The organism is Zestomonas carbonaria (genome assembly GCF_904061905.1).
GTDB classification, from domain to species: Bacteria; Pseudomonadota; Gammaproteobacteria; order Pseudomonadales; family Pseudomonadaceae; genus Aquipseudomonas; species Aquipseudomonas carbonaria.
Window position 1 is genome coordinate 58923 of sequence record NZ_CAJFCI010000031.1, and the last position, 23949, is coordinate 82871.

The 23949-nt window shown below is 67.0% G+C and carries 22 protein-coding genes; 11 read left to right on the forward strand and 11 right to left on the reverse strand.

Annotated elements, in window-relative coordinates; genetic code table 11:
• Positions 1-91 precede the first annotated feature (91 nt).
• From PSEWESI4_RS07715 to PSEWESI4_RS07740, 6 genes are all read right to left on the reverse strand, one after another.
• A complete protein-coding gene (locus tag PSEWESI4_RS07715; protein WP_187670608.1) occupies positions 92-1495 on the reverse strand; it encodes an aldehyde dehydrogenase family protein in 1404 nt (467 codons plus the stop codon).
• 245 nt (positions 1496-1740) lie between these two features.
• Entirely contained in the window at positions 1741-3108 is a 1368-nt protein-coding gene (locus PSEWESI4_RS07720) for a glutamine synthetase family protein (RefSeq protein ID WP_187670609.1), read from the reverse strand.
• 368 nt (positions 3109-3476) lie between these two features.
• Positions 3477-4997: an acetaldehyde dehydrogenase ExaC gene (exaC, locus tag PSEWESI4_RS07725; protein ID WP_187670610.1), complete on the reverse strand. Its 1521-nt coding sequence runs from the start codon at positions 4995-4997 to the stop codon at positions 3477-3479.
• 261 nt (positions 4998-5258) lie between these two features.
• Positions 5259-6086: a phosphonoacetaldehyde hydrolase gene (gene phnX, locus PSEWESI4_RS07730; protein WP_187670611.1), complete on the reverse strand. Its 828-nt coding sequence runs from the start codon at positions 6084-6086 to the stop codon at positions 5259-5261.
• A 20-nt stretch (positions 6087-6106) separates the two neighbouring features.
• The gene (locus tag PSEWESI4_RS07735) at positions 6107-7435 is read right to left on the reverse strand and encodes an MFS transporter (RefSeq protein WP_408004284.1); all 1329 of its coding nucleotides are present in this window, start codon (positions 7433-7435) and stop codon (positions 6107-6109) included.
• A 232-nt stretch (positions 7436-7667) separates the two neighbouring features.
• Complete coding sequence (locus PSEWESI4_RS07740) at positions 7668-8831, reverse strand: 2-aminoethylphosphonate--pyruvate transaminase (protein WP_187670612.1); 1164 nt, start codon at positions 8829-8831, stop codon at positions 7668-7670.
• A gap of 134 nt (positions 8832-8965) precedes the next feature.
• On the opposite strand from PSEWESI4_RS07740, the gene PSEWESI4_RS07745 reads away from it, so the two are divergent.
• The 7 genes from PSEWESI4_RS07745 (at position 8966) to PSEWESI4_RS07775 (ending at position 15979) form a co-directional block, all read left to right on the forward strand.
• Positions 8966-9832, forward strand: a complete 867-nt coding sequence (locus tag PSEWESI4_RS07745; RefSeq protein ID WP_187670613.1) for a LysR substrate-binding domain-containing protein — start codon at positions 8966-8968, stop codon at positions 9830-9832.
• Between the two features lie 292 nt (positions 9833-10124).
• Entirely contained in the window at positions 10125-11474 is a 1350-nt protein-coding gene (gene mpl, locus PSEWESI4_RS07750) for a UDP-N-acetylmuramate:L-alanyl-gamma-D-glutamyl-meso-diaminopimelate ligase (RefSeq protein ID WP_187670614.1), read from the forward strand.
• Positions 11475-11732: 258 nt separating this feature from the next.
• Positions 11733-12365 (forward strand): flavin prenyltransferase UbiX, encoded by a 633-nt coding sequence (gene ubiX, locus PSEWESI4_RS07755; protein WP_187670615.1) that lies wholly within the window; start codon positions 11733-11735, stop codon positions 12363-12365.
• A gap of 70 nt (positions 12366-12435) precedes the next feature.
• A complete protein-coding gene (locus PSEWESI4_RS07760; RefSeq protein WP_187670638.1) occupies positions 12436-12714 on the forward strand; it encodes a YceK/YidQ family lipoprotein in 279 nt (92 codons plus the stop codon).
• A 223-nt stretch (positions 12715-12937) separates the two neighbouring features.
• On the forward strand, positions 12938-13447 hold the full coding sequence (locus tag PSEWESI4_RS07765) for a TRAP transporter small permease subunit (protein WP_187670616.1): 510 nt from the start codon (positions 12938-12940) through the stop codon (positions 13445-13447).
• Positions 13444-14772 (forward strand): TRAP transporter large permease, encoded by a 1329-nt coding sequence (locus PSEWESI4_RS07770; RefSeq protein WP_187670617.1) that lies wholly within the window; start codon positions 13444-13446, stop codon positions 14770-14772. The genes PSEWESI4_RS07765 and PSEWESI4_RS07770 overlap by 4 nt, the downstream gene beginning before the upstream one ends.
• A 154-nt stretch (positions 14773-14926) precedes the next feature.
• Positions 14927-15979 (forward strand): TRAP transporter substrate-binding protein, encoded by a 1053-nt coding sequence (locus PSEWESI4_RS07775; RefSeq protein ID WP_187670618.1) that lies wholly within the window; start codon positions 14927-14929, stop codon positions 15977-15979.
• Positions 15980-16645: 666 nt separating this feature from the next.
• On the opposite strand, the gene PSEWESI4_RS07780 is transcribed toward PSEWESI4_RS07775, so the two are convergent.
• The 4 genes from PSEWESI4_RS07780 to PSEWESI4_RS07795 form a co-directional block, all read right to left on the reverse strand.
• On the reverse strand, positions 16646-16954 hold the full coding sequence (locus PSEWESI4_RS07780) for a DUF5629 family protein (protein WP_187670619.1): 309 nt from the start codon (positions 16952-16954) through the stop codon (positions 16646-16648).
• 35 nt (positions 16955-16989) lie between these two features.
• Entirely contained in the window at positions 16990-17631 is a 642-nt protein-coding gene (locus tag PSEWESI4_RS07785; RefSeq protein ID WP_187670620.1) for an oxidoreductase, read from the reverse strand.
• Positions 17632-17808: 177 nt separating this feature from the next.
• Positions 17809-19512: a C13 family peptidase gene (locus PSEWESI4_RS07790; RefSeq protein WP_187670621.1), complete on the reverse strand. Its 1704-nt coding sequence runs from the start codon at positions 19510-19512 to the stop codon at positions 17809-17811.
• Between the two features lie 92 nt (positions 19513-19604).
• Complete coding sequence (locus PSEWESI4_RS07795) at positions 19605-20060, reverse strand: MaoC family dehydratase (RefSeq protein ID WP_187670622.1); 456 nt, start codon at positions 20058-20060, stop codon at positions 19605-19607.
• Between the two features lie 184 nt (positions 20061-20244).
• Here PSEWESI4_RS07795 and PSEWESI4_RS07800 point away from each other — a divergent pair, with 184 nt between their 5' ends.
• Genes PSEWESI4_RS07800 through PSEWESI4_RS07810 form a run of 3 tightly spaced genes read left to right on the forward strand, consistent with a single transcriptional unit; the run spans position 20245 to position 21960 of the window.
• Positions 20245-20607 (forward strand): CidA/LrgA family protein, encoded by a 363-nt coding sequence (locus PSEWESI4_RS07800; RefSeq protein WP_187670623.1) that lies wholly within the window; start codon positions 20245-20247, stop codon positions 20605-20607.
• Positions 20604-21320: an LrgB family protein gene (locus tag PSEWESI4_RS07805; protein ID WP_187670624.1), complete on the forward strand. Its 717-nt coding sequence runs from the start codon at positions 20604-20606 to the stop codon at positions 21318-21320. The genes PSEWESI4_RS07800 and PSEWESI4_RS07805 overlap by 4 nt, the downstream gene beginning before the upstream one ends.
• A gap of 49 nt (positions 21321-21369) precedes the next feature.
• Positions 21370-21960, forward strand: a complete 591-nt coding sequence (locus PSEWESI4_RS07810) for an LON peptidase substrate-binding domain-containing protein (protein ID WP_187670625.1) — start codon at positions 21370-21372, stop codon at positions 21958-21960.
• A gap of 7 nt (positions 21961-21967) precedes the next feature.
• On the opposite strand, the gene PSEWESI4_RS07815 is transcribed toward PSEWESI4_RS07810, so the two are convergent.
• Entirely contained in the window at positions 21968-22600 is a 633-nt protein-coding gene (locus tag PSEWESI4_RS07815; protein ID WP_187670626.1) for a TetR family transcriptional regulator, read from the reverse strand.
• A 149-nt stretch (positions 22601-22749) separates the two neighbouring features.
• Here PSEWESI4_RS07815 and PSEWESI4_RS07820 point away from each other — a divergent pair, with 149 nt between their 5' ends.
• Positions 22750-23937: an efflux RND transporter periplasmic adaptor subunit gene (locus PSEWESI4_RS07820; protein ID WP_187670627.1), complete on the forward strand. Its 1188-nt coding sequence runs from the start codon at positions 22750-22752 to the stop codon at positions 23935-23937.
• Positions 23938-23949 lie beyond the last annotated feature (12 nt).

The following is a 23949-nucleotide window of genomic DNA, read 5'->3' on the forward strand; positions in this document are numbered from 1 at the left end:
CGGATTGCATCCGGGCTACGGGGGGGGACGCCCAGCCCCTTCGCACCGGCGTTGAGCCCGTCCGTAGGAGCGGCCCATGGCCGCGATGGCCTCATGGTTCAGGATCGAGCCCATGACGCAGGTGGAACGATTTCGGCCGGGTCAGGCACTCGTAGCCGACCTTCGACAGGGTGGCGCCGCGTCCGCTGTGCTTGACGCCGGTCCAGGCCAGGGCCGGGTCCAGATAATCGCAGCGGTTCATGAACAATGTACCGGTGGCGGTGGCGTCGCCGATGCGTTCGGCGGCGTCGAGGTCGCGGGTCCAGATCGAGGCGGTGAGGCCGTAGGGGCTGTCGTTCATCAGGTCGATGGCTTCGCCTTCGTCGTCCACCGGCATGATGCCGACCACCGGCCCGAAGCTTTCCTCGCGCATCACCGCCATGCGGTGCGCCACGTCGACCAGCACCTGCGGCGCCAGGTAGGCGCTGCCGGGGGCGTCGGCGGGGAAGTCGCGCACGTCGAGCATCGCCCGCGCGCCCATCGACTGGGCGCTGGCGATCTGTTGGCGCACCGCTTCGGCGGCCTCGGTGCTGACCAGCGGGCCGAGGGTGGTGTCCTGCTCCAGGGGATTGCCCAGCGCGTACTGGCGGGTCAGCGCGGCGAAGGCGTCGATGAAGTCCGGGTAGATCGCCCGGTCCACGTAGATGCGCTCGATGCCGCAGCAGCTCTGCCCGGAGTTGAAGAAGGCGCCGTCCACCAGGTTCTCCACGGCGTGGCCGAGGTCGGCGTCGGCGCGCACGTAGGCCGGGTCCTTGCCGCCCAGCTCCAGGCCGACGCCGATGAACTGCCCGGCGGCGGCCGCCTGCACGGCATATCCGCCGGCCACCGAGCCGGTGAAGTTGACCTGCTGCACGCGGCCGGAGCCGATCAGATCGGCGGCCTGCCGGTGATCGATGACCAGGTTGTGGAATAGCCCGTCCGGCAGGTTGGCGCGGCGGAACGCCTCGGCGAAGCGTTCGCCGACCAGCAGGGTCTGGCTGGCGTGCTTGAGCAGCACGGCGTTGCCGGCCATCAGCGCGGGGATGATCGAGTTCACCGCGGTCAGGTAGGGGTAGTTCCACGGCGCGATGACCAGCACGACGCCCAGCGGTTCGCGGCGGATGTAGCGGCGGAAGCCGTCCCTGGGCTCGGGCTCGATGGGTGCCAGCGCTTGCGGGGCGATGTCGATCATGTGCCGCGCGCGCTCGGCGAAGCCGCGCAGCTCGCCGGCGCCGTAGCGCACCGGGCGGCCCATCTGCCAGGCCAGTTCGGGGACGATCTCCGCCTCCATCGCCAGCATGGCATCGACCGCTGCCGTGCAGAACGCCGCGCGTTCTGCCAGCGGTCTCCGGCGCCAGTCGCGCTGGGCGTGTTCGGCGGCGTCCAGCGCCTGGGCGATGGCGGCGTCGGCGGTGTACGGCCGTTCGGCGTAGAGGCTGCCGTCGACCGGGGAGATCAGGCGGACGGTGCGGGTCATGGCGTGCCTCCTCGTGGGGTGCGTTGGCTAGGGAGCATCATGCTGCTCCTCGTAGGGTGCGCCGTGCGCACCGATGGGGCCGTGCGACGCGCCTACGCTGTTTATTGGGTCCCCGCGTTCGCGGGGATGACGAGGACGAAGCAGCGAGGTCACCCAGGGGGCGTGCGACGCTCCAGGTGGTGCGCACGGCGCACCCTGCGGTGTGTGGGCGTTGGGGGCGGGGCATCGCTCCTCCTCGGGTTGGCTCAGTAGCGTTCGAAGCCCCGGCGCAGTTCCCAGTCGGTGATGCGCCGGTCGTATTCCAGTTGTTCCCAGTTGGCGGTGTGCAGGTAGTGGTCGATCACTTCCTTGCCGAACGCCTGCTTGAGCATTTTCGAGTTCTTCAGCGCGGTGGCGCCGTCGCGCAGGGTCTTGGCCACTTCGGGCAGGCGGGCGTTCTGGTAGGCGTCGCCCTCGAACGGCTTGTCCAGCTCCAGCTCTTCGTCGATGCCGGCCAGTCCGGCGGCGATAAGCGCCGCGTAGGCGAGATAGGGGTTGAGGTCGGCGCCGCCGATGCGGCATTCGATGCGGATCGCCTTGCTGTTCTCACCGCACAGGCGGAAGCCGGCGGTGCGGTTGTCGCGGCTCCACACCGCGCGGGTCGGCGCGAAGGTGCCGACCTGGAAGCGCTTGTAGGAGTTGATGTAGGGCGCCAGGAAATAGGTGATGTCGCGGGCGTACTTGAGCTGCCCGGCGACCCACTGGCGCATCAGTCTGGACATGCCGTACTCGGCCTTGGGGTCGTGGAACAGCGGCTTGTTGCTCTTCAGGCTGCTCAGCGAGTTGTGGATGTGGCAACTGGAGCCGGCCAGGTCGTAGCGCCACTTGGCCATGAAGGTGACCGACTTGCCCTGCAACAGGGCGATCTCCTTGCAGGCGTGCTTGATGATGCTGTGGCGGTCGGCCATGGTCAGCGCGTCGGCGTAGCGCACGTTGATCTCTTCCTGGCCGGGGCCCCATTCGCCCTTGGAGTTCTCCACCGGGATGCCGGCGGCCTGCAGGTTGCGGCGGATGGCGCGCAGCACCGGCTCGTCGCGGATGGTCTGCAGGATGCTGTAGTCCTCGATGTTGTAGTTGGCGGTCCTGGGGTTCTGGTAGTTGCGGTGGTGGATCGCCTCGTAGCTCTCGTCGAACAGGTAGAACTCCAGCTCGGAGGCGAACAGGCCCTGGTAGCCGCGCTCGGTCAGCCGGTCGATCTGCCGCTTGAGGATGCCGCGCGGGCTGTGCGGCAGGTCTTGGCCGTGGTGGTCCTGGACGTCGCAGAGGACCATGGCGGTGCCTTCCAGCCAGGGCACCACGCGCAGGGTGGAGAGGTCCGGCTTGAACACGAAGTCGCCGTAGCCCTTCTTCCAACTGGCGGCGGCGTAGCCGGGCACCGGTTCCATGTCGATGTCGTCGGCCAGCAGGTAGTCGCAGCCGTGGGTTTCCTCGTGGGCGCTGTCGAGGAAGAACTCGACCTGGAAGCGTTTGCCGATCAGCCGGCCCTGCATGTCGACCATGCAGGCGAGCACGGTGTCGATCTTGTCTTGCTCGGCCATGTGGCGCAGGCCGGCCAGGGTCAGGGGGGCGCTCATCCGTTTCTCCTCCGCAGGCGGCAGCCGCGAGCGGCCGGGCCCGTTCTCTTCGTCGGTTGGCAAAGCGGTGCGGCAAACGACCTTCGCGTCGGCGCTTCGCAGGGCGCTGGTCGCGGGGCTGACTCTGAATCTAGTCGAGAATTGCGGAGGCGGCTTTGGTCGGGTGGGTACATCGACACGTAGGATGGGTGCAACCCATCGATTGCCGGCGGCGATGGGTTTCACCCATCCTACGAAGCTCTCCCATGAATGGGAGAGTCCGTAGGGTGGAAAACCGCGAAGCGTTTTCCACCAGAGGGGCGGTGGGTGTGAAAAGCGACATCCACCCTACGAGCTAACCCCTCTCCCGGAGGGAGGGGAATGCCGTTTTAGAAGAACCCCAGCGGATTGATGTCATAACTCACCAGCAGGTTCTTGGTCTGCTGGTAATGGTCGAGCATCATCTTGTGGGTCTCGCGGCCGACGCCGGACTTCTTGTAGCCGCCGAACGCCGCGTGCGCCGGGTAGAGGTGGTAGCAGTTGGTCCACACCCGGCCGGCCTTGATGCCGCGGCCCATGCGCCAGGCGCGGTTGATGTCGCGGGTCCATACGCCGGCGCCGAGGCCGTATTCGGTGTCGTTGGCGATGGCCAGGGCTTCCGCCTCGTCCTTGAAGGTGGTGACGCCGATCACCGGGCCGAAGATTTCCTCCTGGAACACGCGCATCTTGTTGTGGCCCTTGAGCAGGGTCGGCTGGATGTAATAGCCGCCGGCCAGGCTGCCTTCGAGCTTCTCGACTTCACCGCCGGTGAGGAATTCGGCGCCTTCCTGGCGGGCGATTTCCAGGTAGGAGAGGATCTTGTCGAACTGCTGCTGGGAGGCCTGGGCGCCGACCATGGTGTCGGTGTCCAGCGGGTTGCCGCGCTTGATCGCCGCGACCTTCTTCAGCACTTCGCGCATGAACGGCAGGTAGATGGATTCTTGAACCAGCGCGCGCGACGGGCAGGTGCACACCTCTCCCTGGTTGAAGAAGCCGAGTACCAGGCCCTCGGCGGCCTTCTCGATGAACGCTGGCTCGGCCTGCATGATGTCCTCGAAGTAGATGTTCGGGCTCTTGCCTCCCAACTCCACGGTCGAGGGGATGATGTTCTCGGCGGCGCACTTGAGGATGTGCGAGCCGACCGGGGTCGAGCCGGTGAAGGCGATCTTGGCGATGCGCTTGCTGGTCGCCAGCGCTTCGCCGGCCTCCTTGCCGAAGCCCTGCACCACGTTGAGCACGCCAGGCGGCAGCAGGTCGCCGATCAGCTCCATCAGCACGCAGATGCCCAGCGGCGTCTGCTCGGCCGGCTTGAGCACCACGCAGTTGCCGGCGGCCAGCGCCGGGGCGAGTTTCCAGGCGGCCATCAGCAGCGGGAAGTTCCACGGGATGATCTGCCCGACCACGCCGAGCGGTTCGTGGATGTGATAGGCCACGGTGCCGTTGTCGATCTCGGCGGCGCCGCCTTCCTGGGCGCGGATGCAGCCGGCGAAGTAGCGGAAGTGGTCGGCGGCCAGGGGGATGTCGGCGTTGAGGGTTTCGCGCACCGCCTTGCCGTTGTCCCAGGTCTCGGTGACGGCGAGGACTTCGAGGTTCTGCTCGATGCGGTCGGCGATCCTGAGCAGGATGTTGGAACGCTCCTGCGCCGAGGTCTTGCCCCAGGCATCGGCGGCGGCATGGGCGGCGTCCAGCGCCTGGTCGATGTCTTCGGCGGTGGAGCGGGGGAATTCGGCGATAGGCTCGCCGTTCACCGGCGAGGTGTTGGTGAAATACTGGCCCTTCACCGGCGCCACGAACTCGCCGCCGATGTAGTTGCCGTAGCGTGACTTGAAGGAAACGATGGCGCCTTGGGTGCCGGGTTGCGCGTAGATCATCGGGGACCTCTCTTGTTTTGGATGCCGGCCGCGTGGGCCGGAGAAAAAGGGCGGATATCCTTTAAGGATTAGCAGAAGATGCTTGTCTTCAACGTTGTCACCGATGGGTGGCGGGGGGCGGGGGAACTCCGCCCCTCACCCTAGCCCTCTCCCGAAGGGAGAGGGGAGTACGGTGTTGGACTGCCACCTCGTCTGCTCCCCTCTCCCTCCGGGAGAGGGGTTGGGGGGGGGAGGGACGGAGCCAACCAACGCCCCCGGGACTCAACACCCCTGCGGCATCTCCCCCCGCGCCAGGCGGGCGTTGATGTCGTCGATCACCGCCGGCAGGTCGGCGATGGTGTCGATCAGGTAGTGCGGGCGCGAGCCTTCGAACAGTTGGCCGATGCGGGCGCGTTCCTCGGCGCGGCGAGCTTCCGGCAGGGCCTGGAACTGTTCCCAGGTCAGGCCGAGGGCGTTGCCGGACAGGGTCAGCGCCACCGTCCACATCCCCGCGCTGCGGCCTTCGAGGATGCCCGGGGTGGTGTCGTCGACCTTCACGCAGGCGGCCACGTCGCTGATGCCCAGGGCGATCACGTTGGCCAGCGCCTGGGCCGGGTGCGGACGGCCGTTGGGCACTTCGTCGGTGGCCACCACGTGGTCGGCGACGTAGCCGTTGCGCTCGGCCAGGGCCACCACCTTGTCCATCACCACCTTCGGGTAGCCCGAGCAGGAGCCGACCTTCAGGCCCTTGCCGCGCACCGCCGCGATGGCTTCCAGGGCGCCGGGGATCAGCGCCGAGTGTTCGGCGATCTTCTCGATCTGCAGCGGCATGAAGCGCTCATAGATAGCGGTGACGTCATCGTCGGTCGGCGTGCGGCCGAACTTGGCCTCATAGCGTGCGGCGATGTCCGGCACGTCGCAGAGGGTGCGGATGTGGTCCCACTTGCCCATGCCCATCGGGCCGCGGGCTTCTTCCAGGGAGACGGCGACGCCGAATTCGGCGAAGGCCTCGACGAAGATCTGGGTCGGCGCGAAGGAGCCGAAGTCGACCACGGTGCCGGCCCAGTCGAGGATCGCGGCTTGCAGGTGTTTCGGAGATTGGTAGTTCATGGCGGATGCTCCAGTGGGAATCAGGCCAGCGCCTTGCGTGGCTTGGGGTTGGAAAGGGATTGCTCGGCGGTCTGCGGCCGGCTGTTCCAGTGCGGGATCAGCATCGCGGTGGCGACCAGCGCGGTGACGGTGAAGACTAGGAACACGGTCTCGGTGTCGAAGTAGCCGGGCAGCAGGCCGCCGAGGATGGCGCCGATCGAGCCGCAGCCGTTGACGAAGCCCGACGCGGTGCCGGCGGTGCCCTTGCCGAAGTCGATGGCCGCCGAGCTGCTGATCATCGAGTCCGGCCCGTAGAGGGTCAGGCCCATCATGAACAGCAGGCCGACCACCAGCAGCACGCTGCCGCTCTGCATGGTCGGCACGAACAGCGCCAGGCAGACGGTCAGCACCAGCAGGCTGAGCACGCAGGCCGGGAAGCGGCGGGCGCCGAACAGCTTGTCCGAGGCCAGGCCGATGAGGATCGGACCGACCAGCCCGGCGACCTCGAAGGCGGTCGGCACGATGGCCGAGGCGACCTTGCCGATCGACGGCATGCGTTCGTAGACCATGACGGGGCCCCACAGCAGGATCGCGTAGCGAGCCGGCTTGAGCAGGAAGTAGGCGAGGCCGAGGACCAGCACGGTACGGTTCTTCATGATGGTCATCAGGCAGCTACCGAAACTGGCGTGCTTGCCATCGCGACCCTGCGCCGGCTCGGTTTCGGGTTCCACCGGCGGCAGGCCGACATCCTGCGGCCTGTTGCGTTGCAGAATGAAGAACAGCACCGCCACCACGCCGACCACCGCCGCGCTGGAGATGAACGCCGCGCGCCAGTCGCCGTACACCTGGTAGGCCCACCAGCCGGCGAACGGCGAGGCGATCAGCCCGCCGAAGGCGTAGCAGGTGCTCCACAGGCCGAGCACGCGGCCGCGCTCGTGGGTGGCGAAGAAGCTGCCGATGTTCTTGCACAGCCCGGCCCAGCCGGTGGACTGCGCCAGGCCCTGGACCACCATGCAGGTGGCGAAGATCGGCAGGGTGGCGAAGGTGCCCATGATCACGGCGGCGATGGCGGAGACGATGAGCCCGCCGAGCACCACCACGCGCGGCCCGAAGCGGTCGGCGAGGATGCCCCAGGTGAACTGGCCGACGGCGTAGGCGCCCAGGTACAGGGCGTCGAGGTCGGCCATGGCGGCCTTGTCCAGTTCGAAGCCGGCATCGTCGGCGATGCCCAGCTTGGCCACCGAGAACGCCTTGCGGGTGAAGTAGAAGGCGGCGTAGGCCAGCCAGGTGATGGCGAACACCTGCAGGCGCCAGCGCTGGATGTCGTTATTGCCGAGCCGGAGAAGGGACAAACCGGGAATCTTGTTCACTGTTCTGACCTCTTGAGTGGAATGTGCCGGCAGTTCAATGACTTGCGGATTTGTTGTTGTTCTCGGGAGCACTTCCCGTGCCGTCCTGGCGAACGCTCCTGGTCAGAAACCTTCCTTATTGGGCCCCGCGTTCGCGGGGGGACGGTGTATCGGTGCAACTCCTGGATGGCGGACGGCTCGCTGTATCCCCCCCGTCATTCCCGCGAACGCGGGAATCCAGTGACCGAAGCCCTCAGGCCGCCGGCTTGCAGCGGTCCACGCCCATGGCTGCCAGGCTGTCGGCGATGGCGCGCAGCAACTGGGCGACCACGGCTTCGTCTATCTGCCCGATGCAGCCGATGCGGAAGCTCTCGGCGATGGTCAGCTTGCCGGGGTAGATGACGAACTGGCGCTGCTTGAGCTCGGCGTAGAAGCGCTTGAAGTCGAAGTTCGGGTGGTCGGGGCTGAAGAAGGTGGTGATGATCGGCGACAGCCAGCGGTCTTCCAGCAGGGTCTCGAAACCCAGCTCGCGCATGCCGGCCACCAGCCGGTCACGGTTGCGGGTGTAGCGTGCCAGGCGCCCGGCCACGCCGCCCTCGGCCGCGTGCTGCTGGAGCGCCGCGCGGAACGCCACCACGCTGTGGGTCGGCGGGGTGAAGCGCCACTGGCCGGTCTTCTCCATGTAGGCCCACTGCTCGTACAGGTCGAGGCTCAGCGAGTGGGCGCGGCCCTTGGAGGCTTCCAGCACCTCGCGGCGGACGATCACGAAACCGAAGCCGGGGATGCCCTCGATGCACTTGTTGGCCGAGGAAACCATCACGTCGAACGGCACCTGGTCGACGGTCAGCGGCACCGCGCCGAACGAGCTCATGGCGTCGACCACCAGGGTCTTGCCGTGGGCCTTGACCGTCGTGGCGATCTCGGCGAGCGGGTTGAGGATGCCCGAGCTGGTCTCGCAGTGGACCAGGAACACCGTGGTGACGTCCGGGTTGTCGCGCAGCAGTTGGTCGACTTCCTCCGGCTGCGGCGGCAGGTAGTCGCCCTTGTCCAGGTCGATGTGGGTGCGGCCGAGGTAGTCGAGGATCTGCGCGGCGCGCTTGCCGTAGGCGCCGTTCATCAGCACCAGCGCCTTGCCGTCGCGGGGGATGGCGGTGGCCAGGGCGGCCTCGACGGCGAAGGTGCCGCTGCCTTGCAGGGGTACGCAGGCGTAGCTGTCGTCGCTCACGCCGGCCATGGCCAGCAGCTCGCGGCGGATTTCGGCGGTGACCTGGTTGAAGTCGGCGTCCCACGAGCCCCAGTCGCGGAGCATGGCCTCCTTGGTGGCGCGCGAGGTGGTCAGCGGACCGGGGGTGAGCAGGTAGGGCTCGCCGAACACGGGTGCGGCAAGGCGGGCGGTGGGGAATTCGGCTTGGCTCATGGTCGTCTCCAGCGTCTTCGTAGTGGCGGTCGGCGCCGCGTTGGAGTCGATAAAAGCAGTTCCCCATGGATAAGAAAAATCGTTTTATGGTATTTCAATAACAAGTTTTGCTTATTTCAAGTCAAGGACGGGCCATGGCGGTTTCCCACTCCCAGCTCAAGGCGTTCCATGCGGTTGCCGTGCACGGCGGTTTCACCCGTGCTGCCGAGCAGTTGTTCCTCAGCCAGCCGGCGGTTTCCGACCAGGTGCGCAAGCTGGAGGAGTACTTCGGCGTGCTGCTGTTCCACCGCAACAAGCGCTCGGTGCAGCTCACCGAACTGGGCGAGCGGCTGCTCGGCATCACCCAGCGGCTGTTCGCCGTGGAGGCCGAGGCCGAGGAGCTGCTGTCCAGCTCGCGCGCGTTGCAGACCGGCAGCCTGACCCTGGCGGTGGATTCGCCGGTACACCTGCTGGCGCACATCGCACGTTTCCGCGAGCGCTACCCGGGCATCCGCATCAGCATGGTCACCGGCAACACCGACGAGGCGCTGGCCCGGCTGTTCGCCTACAAGGCCGACCTCGCCGTGCTCGGCCGCCCGGTGGACGACGAGCGCCTGCACTGCGTGACCCTGAGCAACGACCCGCTGGTGGCCTTCGTTGGCATCGACCACCCCTGGGCGGCGCGCGAGTCCATCGAGCTGGCCGACCTCGGCGGCGTGCCCATGGTGCTCCGCGAACAGGGCTCGATGACCCGCCAGATGATCGAGGCGGAAATGCGCCGCGTCGGCCTCGAACCGCACCTCGCCCTGGAAGTGGAAGGCCGCGAGGCGGTGCGCGAGATGGTCCTCGCCGGCCTCGGTGTCGGCGTGGTCTCCGCCGCCGAATTCGGCGCCAACCCGCTGCTGCGCGCCTTGCCGATCCACGACTGCCGGCTGCGCATGACCGAGACCCTGGTGTGCCTGCGCGAGCAGAAGACGCGGCGCTTGATCGAGACCTTTCTCGAGATGTTGCGGTCGGAGTGAGACACGGCGGAGTACCGCATGACCGCGAATCGCGGCCATGGGCCGCTCCTACGAGTGCGGAGCTTCAGGCCTAAGTCACCCCTCTCCCATTCATGGGAGAGGGGCCGGGGGAGAGGGCGAAGGCCGGCAATGCGGAGCAGCCGTGTAGGGTGGATGTCGCTTTTCACATCCACCGACGTGGTGGAAACGCTTCGCGGTTTTCCACCCTACGGGGCGGGGACGGAAACCCCGGTCGCTGTGCTAACCTGCGGCAAGATTTTTCGGGCGCTGGAGCCCGTTCCAGAGGACATCCATGCACATCCATATTCTCGGCATCTGCGGCACCTTCATGGGTTCGCTGGCGGTGCTCGCCAAGGAACTCGGCCACCGCGTCACCGGTTCCGACGCCAACGTCTACCCGCCGATGAGCACCCAACTGGAAGCCCAGGGCATCGAGCTGATGCAGGGCTACGAGCCGGCCCACCTGCAACCGGCGCCGGACCTGGTGGTGGTCGGCAACGCGCTGTCGCGCGGCAACCCGGCGGTGGAATATGTGCTCAACCAGGGCCTGCCCTACGTCAGCGGCCCGCAGTGGCTGGCCGACCACGTGCTGCAAGGCCGCTGGGTGCTGGCGGTGGCCGGTACCCACGGCAAGACCACCACCAGCAGCATGCTGGCCTGGGTGCTGGAACACGCCGGGATGAGCCCGGGCTTCCTGATCGGCGGCGTGCCGCAGAACTTCGCGGTGTCGGCGCGGCTGGGCGGCACGCCGTTCTTCGTGGTCGAGGCCGACGAGTACGACAGCGCCTTCTTCGACAAGCGCTCGAAGTTCGTCCACTACCGCCCGCGCACGGCGATCCTCAACAACCTGGAGTTCGACCACGCGGACATCTTCCCCGACCTGGCGGCCATCGAGCGGCAGTTCCACCACCTGGTGCGGACCATTCCCGGCGAGGGGCTGATCATCCATCCGCAGGCCGAGGAGGCCCTGCAGCGGGTCATCCGCATGGGCTGCTGGACCCCGGTGCAGACCACCGGCGAAGGCGGCCAGTGGCAGGCGCGCCTGCTCAGCGAGGACGGCTCGCGCTTCGAGGTGCTGTTCGACGGCGCGGCGCAGGGCACCGTGGACTGGGAGCTGACCGGCCAGCACAACGTCGCCAACGCCCTGGCCTGCCTGGCCGCCGCCCGCCACGTCGGCGTGGTGCCGGAACTGGGCGTCGCCGCGCTCTCCGCCTTCAAGAACGTCAAGCGGCGCATGGAGAAGGTCGCCGAGGTTCAGGGCGTCACCATCTACGATGATTTCGCCCACCACCCGACCGCCATCGCCACCACCCTCGACGGGCTGCGCAAACGCATCGGCGACGCGCCGTTGATCGCCGTCATCGAGCCGCGCTCCAACTCCATGAAGCTCGGCGCCCACCGCGACGGCCTGCCGGATTCGGTGGTCCAGGCCGACCGGGTATTCTGGTACGCGCCGCCGAACCTCGGCTGGGACCTGGCCGCCACCGTGGCCGGCTCGACGGTGCCGACCGAGGTGTGCGATTCGCTGGAGGCGATCATCGCCGGGGTCAAGGCCCATGCCGCGCCGGGCACCCAGGTGGTGATCATGAGCAACGGCGGATTCGGCGGCTTGCACGGCAAGCTGGCCGAGGCGCTGGGGTGACTGGACTCCCGCGTATGCGGGAGTGACGAGGTTGACCGTCGTCCTCGCGAATGCGGGGACCCAATAGCCCGCTGGTGGAAAAGCCTTCGGCGTTTTCCACCCTACGCGATCCCTTGTAGGGTGGATAACCGCGAAGCGTTACCCACCAGCCCGTAGCCCGGATGCAATCCGGGAAAACCGCCGGCTCCATGCCCCGGATCGCATCCGGGCTACGAAAGAAGCGGGGCCATGCCGCCCAGAGGTAATCAAGGAGCACCCATGACTGGACCCGAACGCATCACCCTGGCCATGACCGGCGCCTCGGGCGCGCAGTACGGCCTGCGCCTGCTCGACTGCCTGATCCAGGAGGATCGCGAGGTGCACTTCCTGATCTCCAAGGCGGCGCAACTGGTGATGGCCACCGAGACCGATGTCGCCCTGCCGGGCAAGCCGCAGGCGATGCAGGCTTTCCTGAGCGAGTACACCGGCGCCGCGCCGGGGCAGATCCGCGTCTACGGCAAGGAGGACTGGATGGCCCCGGTGGCCTCCGGCTCCGGCGCGCCGGGTGCCATGGTGGTAGTGCCCTGTTCCACCGGCACGCTGTCGGCGATCGCCACCGGTGCCTGCAACAACCTGATCGAGCGCGCCGCCGACGTGGCGCTGAAGGAGCGCCGCCAGTTGATCCTGGTGCCGCGCGAGGCGCCGTACTCGAGCATCCACCTGGAGAACATGCTCAAGCTTTCCAACCTCGGCGCGGTCATCGTGCCGGCGTCGCCGGGCTTCTATCACCAGCCGCAGACCATCGACGACCTGATCGACTTCGTGGTCGCGCGCATCCTCAACCTGCTGAACATCCCGCAGGACATGCTGCCGCGCTGGGGCGAGCATCATCAGGTCAGTACGGATGACTGACCTCGTAGGAGCGAGCTCTGCTCGCGAACGGTCGTTGCACAGAAGCTTCGTGAGCAGAACTCGTTCCTACATGGGAGTGGCCGTGCTGCTCTGCGCCATGCTTCCCGGCTGCGCCACCGTGCGCACCCTCGACGCCGCCAAGCCCGGTGCGCCGCTGGTCTACGCCGGCACCCGGCTGGACTGGTACAGCCTCAACGGCGGCTGTTGCCCGGTCGACCGCTTCGGGGCCGAGGCGCCGAAATACGCCGCCCTCGACCTGCCGGCCAGCGCCCTGCTGGACACCCTGTTGCTGCCGTTCTCCCTGGCCGCCGTGCTCGGCATCAGCCTCGGCGTGACCGGCGGCAACTGAACCAGCTCCAGATACGCTGCACCGAACCGCCTTGGTAGGGTGCGCCGTGCGCACCACTTGCAGGGGCGTGCACGGTGTGCTGCCGGAAACGATGGAGGAGCTCCCGGATCGGTGCGCGCGGCGCACCCTACGGAAAGCGCCTCACTCCCGGGGCGTCGAGTTGGCATTGTGGAATCATCGACTAGGCTGACGAAAAAACCGCAGCCTTCGTGAGGCCATGGTCATGCCCAAGGTCATCAGGACCTACGTCCGCGTCGTCAACCGGATCAACTGGTACGTCGGTCGCGCCACCATGTTCCTGTTCTTCGTGATGCTCGGCGTGCTGCTCTACTCGTCGATCTCCAAGGGGCTGCGCATGCCGGCGATCTGGACCCTGGAAGTCGCCCAGTTCCTGATGGTCGCCTACTTCCTGCTCGGCGGCGCCTATTCGCTGCAGCTCGACGCCCACGTGCGCATGGACCTGCTCTACAGCCGCTGGAAGCCGCGCACGCGGGCGGTGATGGACGTGTTCACCGGGCTCTTCCTGCTGTTCTACCTGGGCATGCTGCTGTACGGCGGGTTCTCTTCGACGCTCTACGCCCTGGAGTACGACGAGACCAGCTATTCCACCTGGTCGCCGCACATGGCGCCGATCAAGATCATCATGACCATCGGCGTGGCGCTGATGCTGCTGCAGACCATCGCCATCTTCTTCACGGACATCGCCGCGGCCCGGGGGGAGACGCTGGAATGAGCTACGAGTTGATCGCCCTGCTGATGTTTTCCACCATGATGCTGCTGTTGCTGACCGGCAAGCGGGTGTTCGGCGCGATCGGCTTCGTCGGGGTGCTCGCGGCGCTCTTGCTGTGGGGCGATGGCGGCTCGGAAATGGGCTTCAGCGCGGCGATGAAGCTGATGAAGTGGTACCCGCTGCTGACCGTGCCGATGTTCATCTACATGGGCTACATCCTGTCCGAGTCCCATGTGGCCGACGACCTGTACCGCATGTTCCACGTCTGGATGGGCCCGCTGCACGGCGGCCTGGCGCTCGGCACCATCGGCCTGATGGTGGTGATCTCGGCGATGAACGGGCTGAGCGTCGCCGGCCTGGCGATCGGCGCCACCATCGCCTTGCCCGAACTGCTCAGGCGCGGCTACGACAAGATCATGGTCACCGGGGTGATCCAGGCCGGCAGCACGCTGGGCATCCTCCTGCCGCCCAGCGTGGTGCTGGTGCTCTACGGCATGATCGCCCGCCAGCCGGTCGGCCAGTTGTGGCTGGCCGGGGTGTTTCCCGGCCTGCTGATGGCCTTCCTGTTCCTGGTCTACATCGCCATCCGTTGCCGCCTGCAACCGAATCTGGGGCCGCCCCTGTCCGAGGAGGAGCGCCGGCAGATCACCTGGCAGGAGAAGATCCGCCTGCTGCGCGCCGGGCTGGTGCCGCTGTTCGTGTTCTTCGCCATGAGCGGGCTGTTCCTGATGGGCATCACCAGCCTGGTGGAAAGCTCGGCGGTGGGCGCGGTCGCCGCCACCCTGGCGGCTTTCGTCAGGGGCCGGCTGACCCGTGGCGTGATGGAGGAGACCCTGCGCAAGACCCTGGGCATCACCTGCATGTTCATGTGGATCATCCTCGCCGCGCTGTGCTTCGGCGCGGTGTTCGACGGGCTGGGCGCGGTCAGGGCGATTGAGGGGATCTTCGTCGAGGATATGGGCCTGGGGCCGTGGCAGATCATCATCCTGATGCAGTTGTCGTTCCTCGTCATGGGCATGTTCCTCGACGACACCGCCATGCTGGTGATCGTCGCGCCGCTGTACATCCCGCTGGTCGGCGCGCTGGGTTTCGACCTGGTCTGGTACGGCGTGCTCTACACCATCACCTGCCAGATGGCCTACCTGACCCCGCCGTTCGGCTACAACCTGTTCCTGATGCGCGCCATGGCCCCGCCGGAGGTCACCCTGCGCGACATCTACGTATCGGTCATTCCTTTCGTGCTGATCATGGTCCTCGCCCTGGCGCTGATCATGATCTTTCCGCAGATCGCCCTGTGGTTGCCGCAGCGCTACTACGGGATCGGTTGAAGGTTTTTCAGGCGTGCAGTACGCCCGGTTTCCAGCGCCGGGCGAGTCGGACAAGAGAAGGCTTCTTGCCAACCTGAGAGGGGGGCTCCGCGCCGGCGTGGGCGGAGCAGTGCGGTTGTATTGCATCTGAATCGACACTTACCGGAGAAACAGCATGAGTACGAGACGCAAGTTCCTCAAGGATGCCGCCCTGGCATCCGGCGCGGTCGGCACCGCGGCGCTCGGCGCGGCGCACATCTACGCCCAGGAGCCGAAGAAGATCACCTGGCGCCTGCAGACCTACGCCGGGCCGGCACTGGCCGCGCACGTGATCAAGCCTTCCATCGACGCCTTCAACAAGGTGGCCAAGGGAGAGATGGAAATCCAGCTCTACACTGCCGACCAACTGGTACCCACCGGCGAGCTGTTCCGCGCCATGCAGCGCGGCACCATCGACGCGGTGCAGAGCGACGACGACTCCATCGCCGCGCCGGTGGACGTCTCGGTGTTCGGCGGCTACTTCCCGTTCGCCAGCCGCTACAGCCTGGACATCCCGGTGCTGTTCGAACAGTACGGCCTGCGCAAGATCTGGGAAGAGGCCTACGGCGAGGTCAAGGGGGTGACCTGGCTTGGCGCCGGCGCCTGGGACCCGTGCAACTTCGCCACGGTGCAGCCGATCCGCAGCCTGGAGGACTTCAAGGGCAAGCGCATCTTCACCTTCCCCACCGCCGGCAAGTTCCTCACCCGCTTCGGAGTGATCCCGGTGACCCTGCCCTGGGAGGATGTCGAGGTGGCGGTGCAGACCGGCGAGCTGGACGGCATCGCCTGGTGCGGCATCACCGAGTACACCACGGTGGGCTGGGCCAACGTCACCAAGTACTTCCTCACCAACAACATCTCCGGCGCCTGGATCGGCTCCTACTTCGCCAACTCGGAGCGTTGGGCGGAAGTGCCCGAGCACCTCAAGGAGCTGTTCAAGCTGTGCATGGACAACTCCCACTACTACCGCCAGTACTGGTACTGGGGCGGCGAGGCGCAGATCCGCGTCGAGGGCAAGAAGCTGGAGCTGACCACCATCCCCGAGGCCGAGTGGAAGACGGTCGAGGACGAGGCGAAGAAGTTCTGGGAGGAGATCGCCAAGACCAGCCCGCGTTGCCAGCGAGTGGTGGATATCTTCAAGAAATACAACGCGCTGATGGCTGAGGCGGGGCCGCCGTATCGCTATTGAGGAGGGGCAGGGCCGCTGGGTGGGGTGAAGCTCACCTTGCGGTCTTTTTTATTGGATCCCCGCGTTCGCGGGAAACCAATAACCAGCGTCAAAAGCATCGCGGGCATGGCCCGCTCCTACGGGTGAGCCGGCAACTCCAGCCAGTCCCCTCTCCCTCTGGGAGAGGGCTAGGGTGAGGGGCGGAGGTTCAGGTCACCTGCATGACCGGTCGAACTCACAATCCGCCGTCGTTCTCGGCGTCTACCTTGCGGTCTTTTTTTATTGGATCCCCGCGTTCGCGGGAAACCAATAGCCAGCGTCAAAAGCATCGCGGGCATGGCCCGCTCCTACGGGTGAGCCGGCAACTCCAGCCAGTCCTCTCCCTCTGGGAGAGGACTAGGGTGAGGGGCGGAGGTTCAGGTCACCTGCATGACCGGTCGAACTCACAATCCGCCGTCGTTCTCGACGTCTACCTTGCGGTCTTTTTTTATTGGATCCCCGCGTTCGCGGGAAACCAATAGCCAGCGTCAAAAGCATCGCGGGCATGGCCCGCTACGGGTGAGCCGGCAACTCCGACCAGTCCCCTCTCCCTTTGGGAGAGGGCTAGGGTGAGGGGCGGTGGTTCAGGTCACTTGCCTAGCCTGTAGGGTGGATGTCGCTTTTCACATCCACCGGCTTTCCGCAGGCTCACAACCCGCCATCATCCTCGACGTCCACCTCGTCGCTGCTGGCCACCAGCGCATCCAGGCATTTGATCCGGTGGCTGGCATCGCCGACGGTGAGTATCCAGGTGTCGCTGGCGGCTTCGTAGCGCGCGGTCTCGACCGTCGCGCGGGTGAAGCGCCATTCCCGGCGGGTGCTGCCGTCCATGACCTCGATGCTGAGCAGGTGCTCCGGGTGGTCGCCGTGCAGCTCGAAATGCCAGGCGTAGAGCCCGTCGATTTCCAGCATGTCGGTGGAGGTCAGGGCGGTGAGCAGGGTATCGGCTTGGCTCATGGTCGGTTCTTCGGCAATGGGTGACCGGGGCGAGTTTAACGCCCCAGGCGACGCAGCTCATCCGATTCGACCACCCGCACCCCGTCCTGCTCCTCCAGGGCCAGGCGCCAGAGCGCACGGGCCAGGGTGCAGGCCTGGATGCCACGGTACTTGCCGGGGATCAGCCGGGCCAGCGGTGCGGCCAACTGTTCGGCGAGGCGCGTTTCGCTGCGTTCGCCGAGCAGCAGCGAGGGGCGGGCGATGGTCAGTTGCGGCCAGTCCATGGCACGTAGCGAGGCTTCCATCTCGCCCTTGACCCGGTTGTAGAACACCGATGACCTGGGGTCGGCGCCCAGTGCGCTGATCACCAGGAAATGCCGCGCGCCGAGGGCGCGGGCGCGTTGCGCCACGGCCAGCACCAGGTCGTGGTCGATCGCGCGGAAAGCCTCCTGGGAGCCAGCCTGCTTGATGGTGGTGCCGAGGCAGCAGAACGCCGTGTCGAGCGGCCCGCTGAGCAGCGGCAGCAAGGTCATCAGCTCGCCCTGCGGGTTGTCCAGACGCGGATGCTCGGCCAGCGGTCGGCGCGTCGGTGCCAGCACGCGACTGACCGTGGGCTCGTTGAGCAGGCGGTCGAGCAGGTGTTCGCCGGTCAGTCCGGTGGCGCCGGCGAGCAGGATGCGTTGGGGCGTCAGGTACATGGATGCGTCTCGTGGCCGTTACACCCCAAGCTTAGAAGCTCGGGGCGGGGATTGCCGAGGTGAATGCCCGGCGATGCTTTCCGTAGGGTGCGCCGTGCGCACCGACCCAGGCGTGGGGCCATCGTTTCAGGCAAGGCGCCGTGCGGGCTTCCGGGTAAACGCTGCGCACAACGCACCCTACTGGGACTCCAGTGCGCTCATCGCCTTGCGCGCCTGGCTTTCACGCAGGCGCTGCCAATGCTTGAGCACGCCCTGCGGTGCCCAGATCTGCGGTTCGGAAGGCTCGAAGCCATCGGTCTTTTCGCGGTCGGCGACCAGTTCCTTGGCGCGTTCGAAGGCGCGTTCGAGGTCGTCGGTCTCGTTCAGGGCCTCGGCGAACAGTGCCTTGCCGAAATAGGTGAAGTCGTTGTCTTCCGAGCAGCCGAACGACACCCGGTCGGCGCGCGCGGCGGTGATCACCAGGGTGCGCTCGTTCTTCAGTTCGGGGAGGAAGCCCCCGGAGAAGCAGGCCGAGATCACCACCACCTTGTCGCGGTCCTTGAGGGGCTGCAGCAACGAGGCCAGCTCGGCGGCCGGCAGGCTGGCGAGGGCGAGGCGCGGCTGGTCGAGGAGCAGTTCGTGGTTCTGCGAGCCGTGGCTGGTCAGGTAGATGAAGATCAGGTCTTCCGGGCCGCTGCGCTCGGCCAGCGCCTGCAGGGCGCGGGAGAGATTCTCGCGGGTGGCCAGCGGCCGGTCGGCGAGGTGGTCGCGGTGGTTGACCAGGCTGATCTGGCCGAAGGCGCCGAAACGCTGCTGGAGCAGGTCGCTGACGTAGTCGGCTTCGCGCAGGAACACGCTCTGCTTGCCGTCGCCGGCCAGGCTCAGGCTGTACAGTTCCAGCGCCGGGGTGGAGGCGGGGAGCGCGGCGATCGCCTGGTCGAGCAGTTCGCCCTGGCGCAGCAGGCCGAGCTCCAGCGGGTCGGGCAGCAACTGGCCGCGCTCGTTGCGAATGCGCTGGCCGTCCAGCCAGGTGCCGCTGCGCACGCTGCCGTCGGTTCGGGTCAGGGTGCCCTTGCCGCTGTACTGGTCGTCGGCGAAGTGGCCCTGGTAGACGCTGCCGTCGGCCAGGCGCAGGCGGCCTTCGCCATGGAAGCGCCAGTTGCGGAAGCCGCCCTGGTAGTGGCTGCCGTCGGCGCCGAGGAGTTCGCCCATGCCATTCAGCATGCCGTTCTCGAACTCGCCGCTCCACACGTCGCCCTCGGCGCTCTGGTAGCGGCCCTTGCCGGAGAACTGGTCGTTGAGGAAGGCCCCGCTGTAGTGGTCGCCGTCGCGGCTCTGGTAACTGCCCTGGCCGTTCAGCAGGCCGTTGCTGAAGGTGCCGGAGAACTGGCCGCCGTCGCTGTCGATGCGCACCCCGGCGCCGTTCGGCTGGCCGCCGACGAACTGGCCCTGGAAGCTGCTGCCGTCGTTGCGTTCCAGCTTGCCGAGGCCGTTGAACTGGTCGTGCTGGAATTCGCCCTGGTAGCGCACGCCGTCCTGGCGCAGGCTGCCCTGGCCGTGCATTTGGCCGTTCCTGAAGGCGCCCTGGTAGGTGGTGCCGTTGCTGTAGCTGAGCGTGCCGTTGCCGTCGAACAGGCCGCGGCGGAAGTCGCCGACGTAGCGCTCGCCGTTCGGGCCGTGCCATTCGCCCGGACCGTCGAGCAGGCCGTCCTTGAACTGCCCCTCGAACCAACTGCCGTTGGCGTAGTCCAGCCGTCCGGGGCCTTGCAGCAGGCCGTCGACGATCTGGCCACGGTAGCGGCCGCCGTCGGGCAGCAGAGCGTCGGGTGGCGTCAGCGGTTCGCCCTCGCCGCAGGCGGCGAGCAGCAGGACGAGGCCGAGGGGGGCGATCAGGCGGTGCATGGCGGGAAAACGTACCGGTCGTGGGATGCCGGGAGTATGCCCCAGAAACGGGAAGGGGCGCTTGTGGCGCCCCTCATTTTGCCGCGTCGGGTTCAGACGAAGCAGAGCGCCAGGCTTTCGGCGATGAAGGCGGGCTTGGCCTGGCCGTCGATCTCCAGGGTGCAGCGCGACTTGATCAGCCACTGGCCGGGATTCTTCTCGGTGACGTCGAGGATGGTGACCGCCAGGCGGACGCGCGAGTTCACCGGTACCGGCTGGATGAAGCGCACGCTGTCGAGGCCGTAGTTGACGCCCATCTTCAGGCCTTCCGGCATGACCAGCAGGCTCTCGCTGAGTTTCGGGATCAGCGACAGGGAGAGGAAGCCGTGGGCGATGGTGCCGCCGAAAGGCGTCCGCTTGGCCTTTTCCGGGTCGACGTGGATGAACTGGTGGTCTTCGGTGCATTCGGCGAACTGGTCGATGCGCGCCTGGTCGATGGTCAGCCAGTCGGAGTGACCCAGGTCCTTGCCGATGTAGTTCTTCAGTTCTGCGACGGGTACTAACGGCATGCTGCCTCCTCGGAGGGATGGTTTTTGTTGGAGTGAAGCCACGCAGGGCCAAGATCACCACGGGCCGAAAGTCGGGTCAAGCGGGCATGGCCGCGCGAATGGCCCGCTATAGGCGAGCGCCGACTGCCTATAATGGCGCCTGCCCGCCGCCGGGGGATGGCGGGCGACGTTCCGGAGGTATCCCATGCTGCTACGTGGCCTGACCTGGCTGGTGCTGTTCCAACTGCTCGGCACCGCGCTCAACGTATTGTTCCTGCCGATGCTGCCGGGGCCGATCATCGGCCTGGTGCTGCTGCTGGCATTCCTGATGCTGCGCGGCGAGGTCGGCGAGCCGTTGTCCACGGCGGCCTCCAGTCTGTTGCGCTACCTGCCGCTGCTGCTGGTACCGGCGGCGGTCGGGGTGATGGCCTATGCGCGGGATATCGCCGACGACTTCTGGGCGGTGGCCGGTTCGCTGCTGCTGTCGTTGCTGCTCGCCCTGCTGTTCATCGGTTGGCTGATGCAGAAACTGATCGACCGCCAGGCTCGGCACCGGGAGGAGCCATGAGCCTCGACTGGGCGGGAGCCTGGCAGGCGCTGATCCACCACCCGCTGTTCGGCGTCGGCGTCACCCTCGGCGCCTACCAACTGGCCCTGGCCGGCTACGAGAAGACCCGCTGGGTGTTCCTCCAGCCGGTGCTGGTGTCGATGCTGCTGGTGATCGGCGTGCTGCTCGCCTGCGGAATCGGCTATGCCGAGTACCGCAAGAGCGCCGAGGTGCTCACGGTGTTCCTCGGCCCGGCCACGGTGGCCCTGGCGGTGCCGCTGTTCCTCAACCTCAAGCGCATCCGCCAGTTGTTCGTGCCGACCTTGCTGACCCTGCTGGTCGGCGGGGTGGTGGCCACCGTGCTCGGTGTGCTGCTGGCCTGGCTGTTCGGCGCCGAGCGGCTGATGCTGATGAGTCTGCTGCCGAAGTCGGTGACCTCGCCGATCGCCATGCTGGTGGCCGACCAGATCGGTGGCATCGCCGCGCTGGCGGCGGTGTTCGTGCTGGTGACCGGGGTGATCGGCGCGATCTGCGGGCCGGAGCTGCTGCGCCGGATCGGCGTGCGCCATCCGGCCGCGCAGGGCATGGCGCTGGGCATGACCGCCCACGCGGTGGGCACTTCGCGGGCGATCCAGGAGGGCGACGAGTGCGGTGCCTTCGCGGCGCTGGGCATGAGCCTGATGGGTGTCGGCACCGCGGTGTTGCTGCCGCTGGTGGTCGCCCTCATCGTTTGACACAGCAGGACCTAAGCTTGGTGAAGGATGCCCCATGCAGGAATCGCCCATGACATTACCGTTGTTCCCCCTCAACACCGTGCTGTTTCCCGGTTGCACCCTCGACCTGCAGATATTCGAGGCGCGCTACCTGGACATGATCGGCCGCTGCATGAAGCAAGGCAGCGGTTTCGGCGTGGTCGGCATCATCGAGGGGCAGGAGGTCGGCAAGGCTGCCGGCCGCTTCGCGGGAATCGGCTGCGAAGCGCTGATCCGTGACTGGAAGCAGCGTCCCAATGGCCTGCTCGGTATTCGCGTCGAGGGAGGGCGGCGCTTCCGCGTGCGCAACGCCGAGGTGCAGCGCGACCAGCTCGCCGTTGCCGAAGTCGACTGGCTGGAGGAGCCCGAAGAGCAGCCCCTGCTGGCCGAACAGGCCGACCTGGCGGCGTTGCTGGCGGCCCTGGCCGAGCATCCGATGGTCGCCGAGCTGGGCATGGGCGGGGTGGTCGGTACCCAGCAGGCGCTGGCCAACCAGTTGGCCTATCTGCTGCCGTTCCCCCTGGAGCAGAAGCTCGAACTGCTGATGCTCGACATGCCCCGTGACCGGCTGCTGCTCGTCCAGCAGCTCCTGGACAAGCTGCAGGACGAGATGCTCGCCTGAGTCACGATCACTCGTCGCAGGCCCCCCAGCCACTCAACACGCTGCGGAACAGTCCGTCGATCAGCGCGGGAGTATCGCGCAGCGGGTCGAACAGTTCGGGGTCGCGCAACCAGTCGGTGAACAGGCCGATCATCAGCGCGTGCAGGGCGCGGGCGGCGAGCGCCGGGCTGATTCCCGGACGCAGGCGGTCGATCTCCTGCGCGTGCTTGAAGATGTTCTCGCAGAGGGCGATGAACTGCTTGATGAAGGCGTTGTGGCGCTCTTCGGCCTCGCGCAACTCGTCGGTGAATTCGCAGCGGTGCAGGAGGATGGTGAAGATGCGCCGCTTCTGTTCGTCGCGCGCCAGGTCTTCGAGGGTCTCGATGCACAGGTCGCGCAGCGCCAGCAGCGAGGCACAGGCGTTCTCGCCACCGAGCCGGGCGGCCAGGAGCTCCGGCGGCAGACGTACCTGGTTGAGCATTTCGTTGAACAGGTGGGCCTTGTTCTGGAAGTGCCAGTAGACCGCCCCGCGAGTCACCCCGGCATAGCGCGCGATGGTTTCCAGGCTGGTGTGCGCCACGCCTTTCTCCAGAAACAGCAACTCCGCAGCCTGCAGGATGGCGTGACGGGTCTTCTCGGCATCTTCTTTGGTACGGCGCATGGCGGCTCGCGGTTTACTGGCTAGTCTTTTTGGGAACGGAGTTTACAGGCTTTACATCCTCCGGTTGCTTCGCCGGCTCTTGCAAGTGTGGCAGGTCGGAGGGGCGGCGCTCGCGTTCACCTGGTTTCGAGCTTGTCATGGAGACACCTATGCCCTTAGATGCGCGCTTTCCCCGGACCCTTCCCGCACTCGTCCTGAGCGGCCTGCTGGCCGTCCATGCCCTGGCGGAGGACGCGCCGGCCGGTGGCGCGGCACACCCGGCCCCCGAAGTGGTGGTGGAGGCGATCGTCGCCGAGTCGCTGCCGCTGTCGCTGGAATACGCCGGACGCACCGCCGGCTACCGCGAGGTGGAAGTACGTGCCCAGGTCAGCGGCATCCTCCAGCAGCGCACCTACCAGGAGGGCGCGACCGTGGAGAAGGACCAGGTGCTGTTCCGCATCGACCCGCGCACCTACCAGGCGGCGCTGAGCCAGGCCCAGGGCGCGCTGGCCCAGGAACAGGCGCGCTACCGCCAGGCCGACCGCGACCTCAAGCGCATCCGCGAGTTGCAGAAGAAGGGCTACGCCAGCGAAAGCGAACTGGACCGCTACATTTCCGCCTACGAGCAGGCCAAGGCCAACATCGAGGCCGCCAAGGCCAACGTGCAGGCCAAGCAGATCGACCTCGACTACACCACGGTGAAGGCGCCGATCGGCGGCATCACCAGCCGGGAAAGCGTTTCCGAAGGCAGCCTGATGGTGGCCAGCGACCCCAACGCCAGCCTGCTCACCCGCATCACCCAGCTCGACCCGCTGTACGTCAACTTCGCCTACCCGGACACCGAGGCCGAGCGCCTGCGCAGCGGCGTGCAGAGCGGCCGGCTGGTGCTGCCCGAGGACGGCAAGCTGAGCGCGGTGATCATGTTCGGCGATGGTTCGGCCTACCCGCTGGAGGGCAAGGTCGATTTCACCGACAGCTTCGTCAACACCGGCACCGGCACGATCAGCGCCCGCGCGGTGGTGCCCAACCCCGACCAGAAGCTGCTGCCCGGCCAGTTCGTCCGGGTGGTGGTCAAGGGCCTCACCCAGCCGCAGGCCTACACCGTGCCCGAGCAGGCGCTGGCCCAGGGGCCGCGCGGCACTTACGTGTTCGTGGTCGACGAGCAGGGCATCGCGCGGCGCAAGCAGGTGGTCACCGGGGACACCAAGGGCGGTCGCTGGGTGATTGAGTCGGGTATCACCGCCGGCGACCGGGTGATCGTCGAGGGGCTGCCCAGGGTGCGCCCCGACCAGCCGGTGAAGGTGGTGGAGGCCGCGCCCAAGGGCGAAGCCGAAAGCCAATCCGCGCAGCAGTCGTAGAGGAGCGTCGCC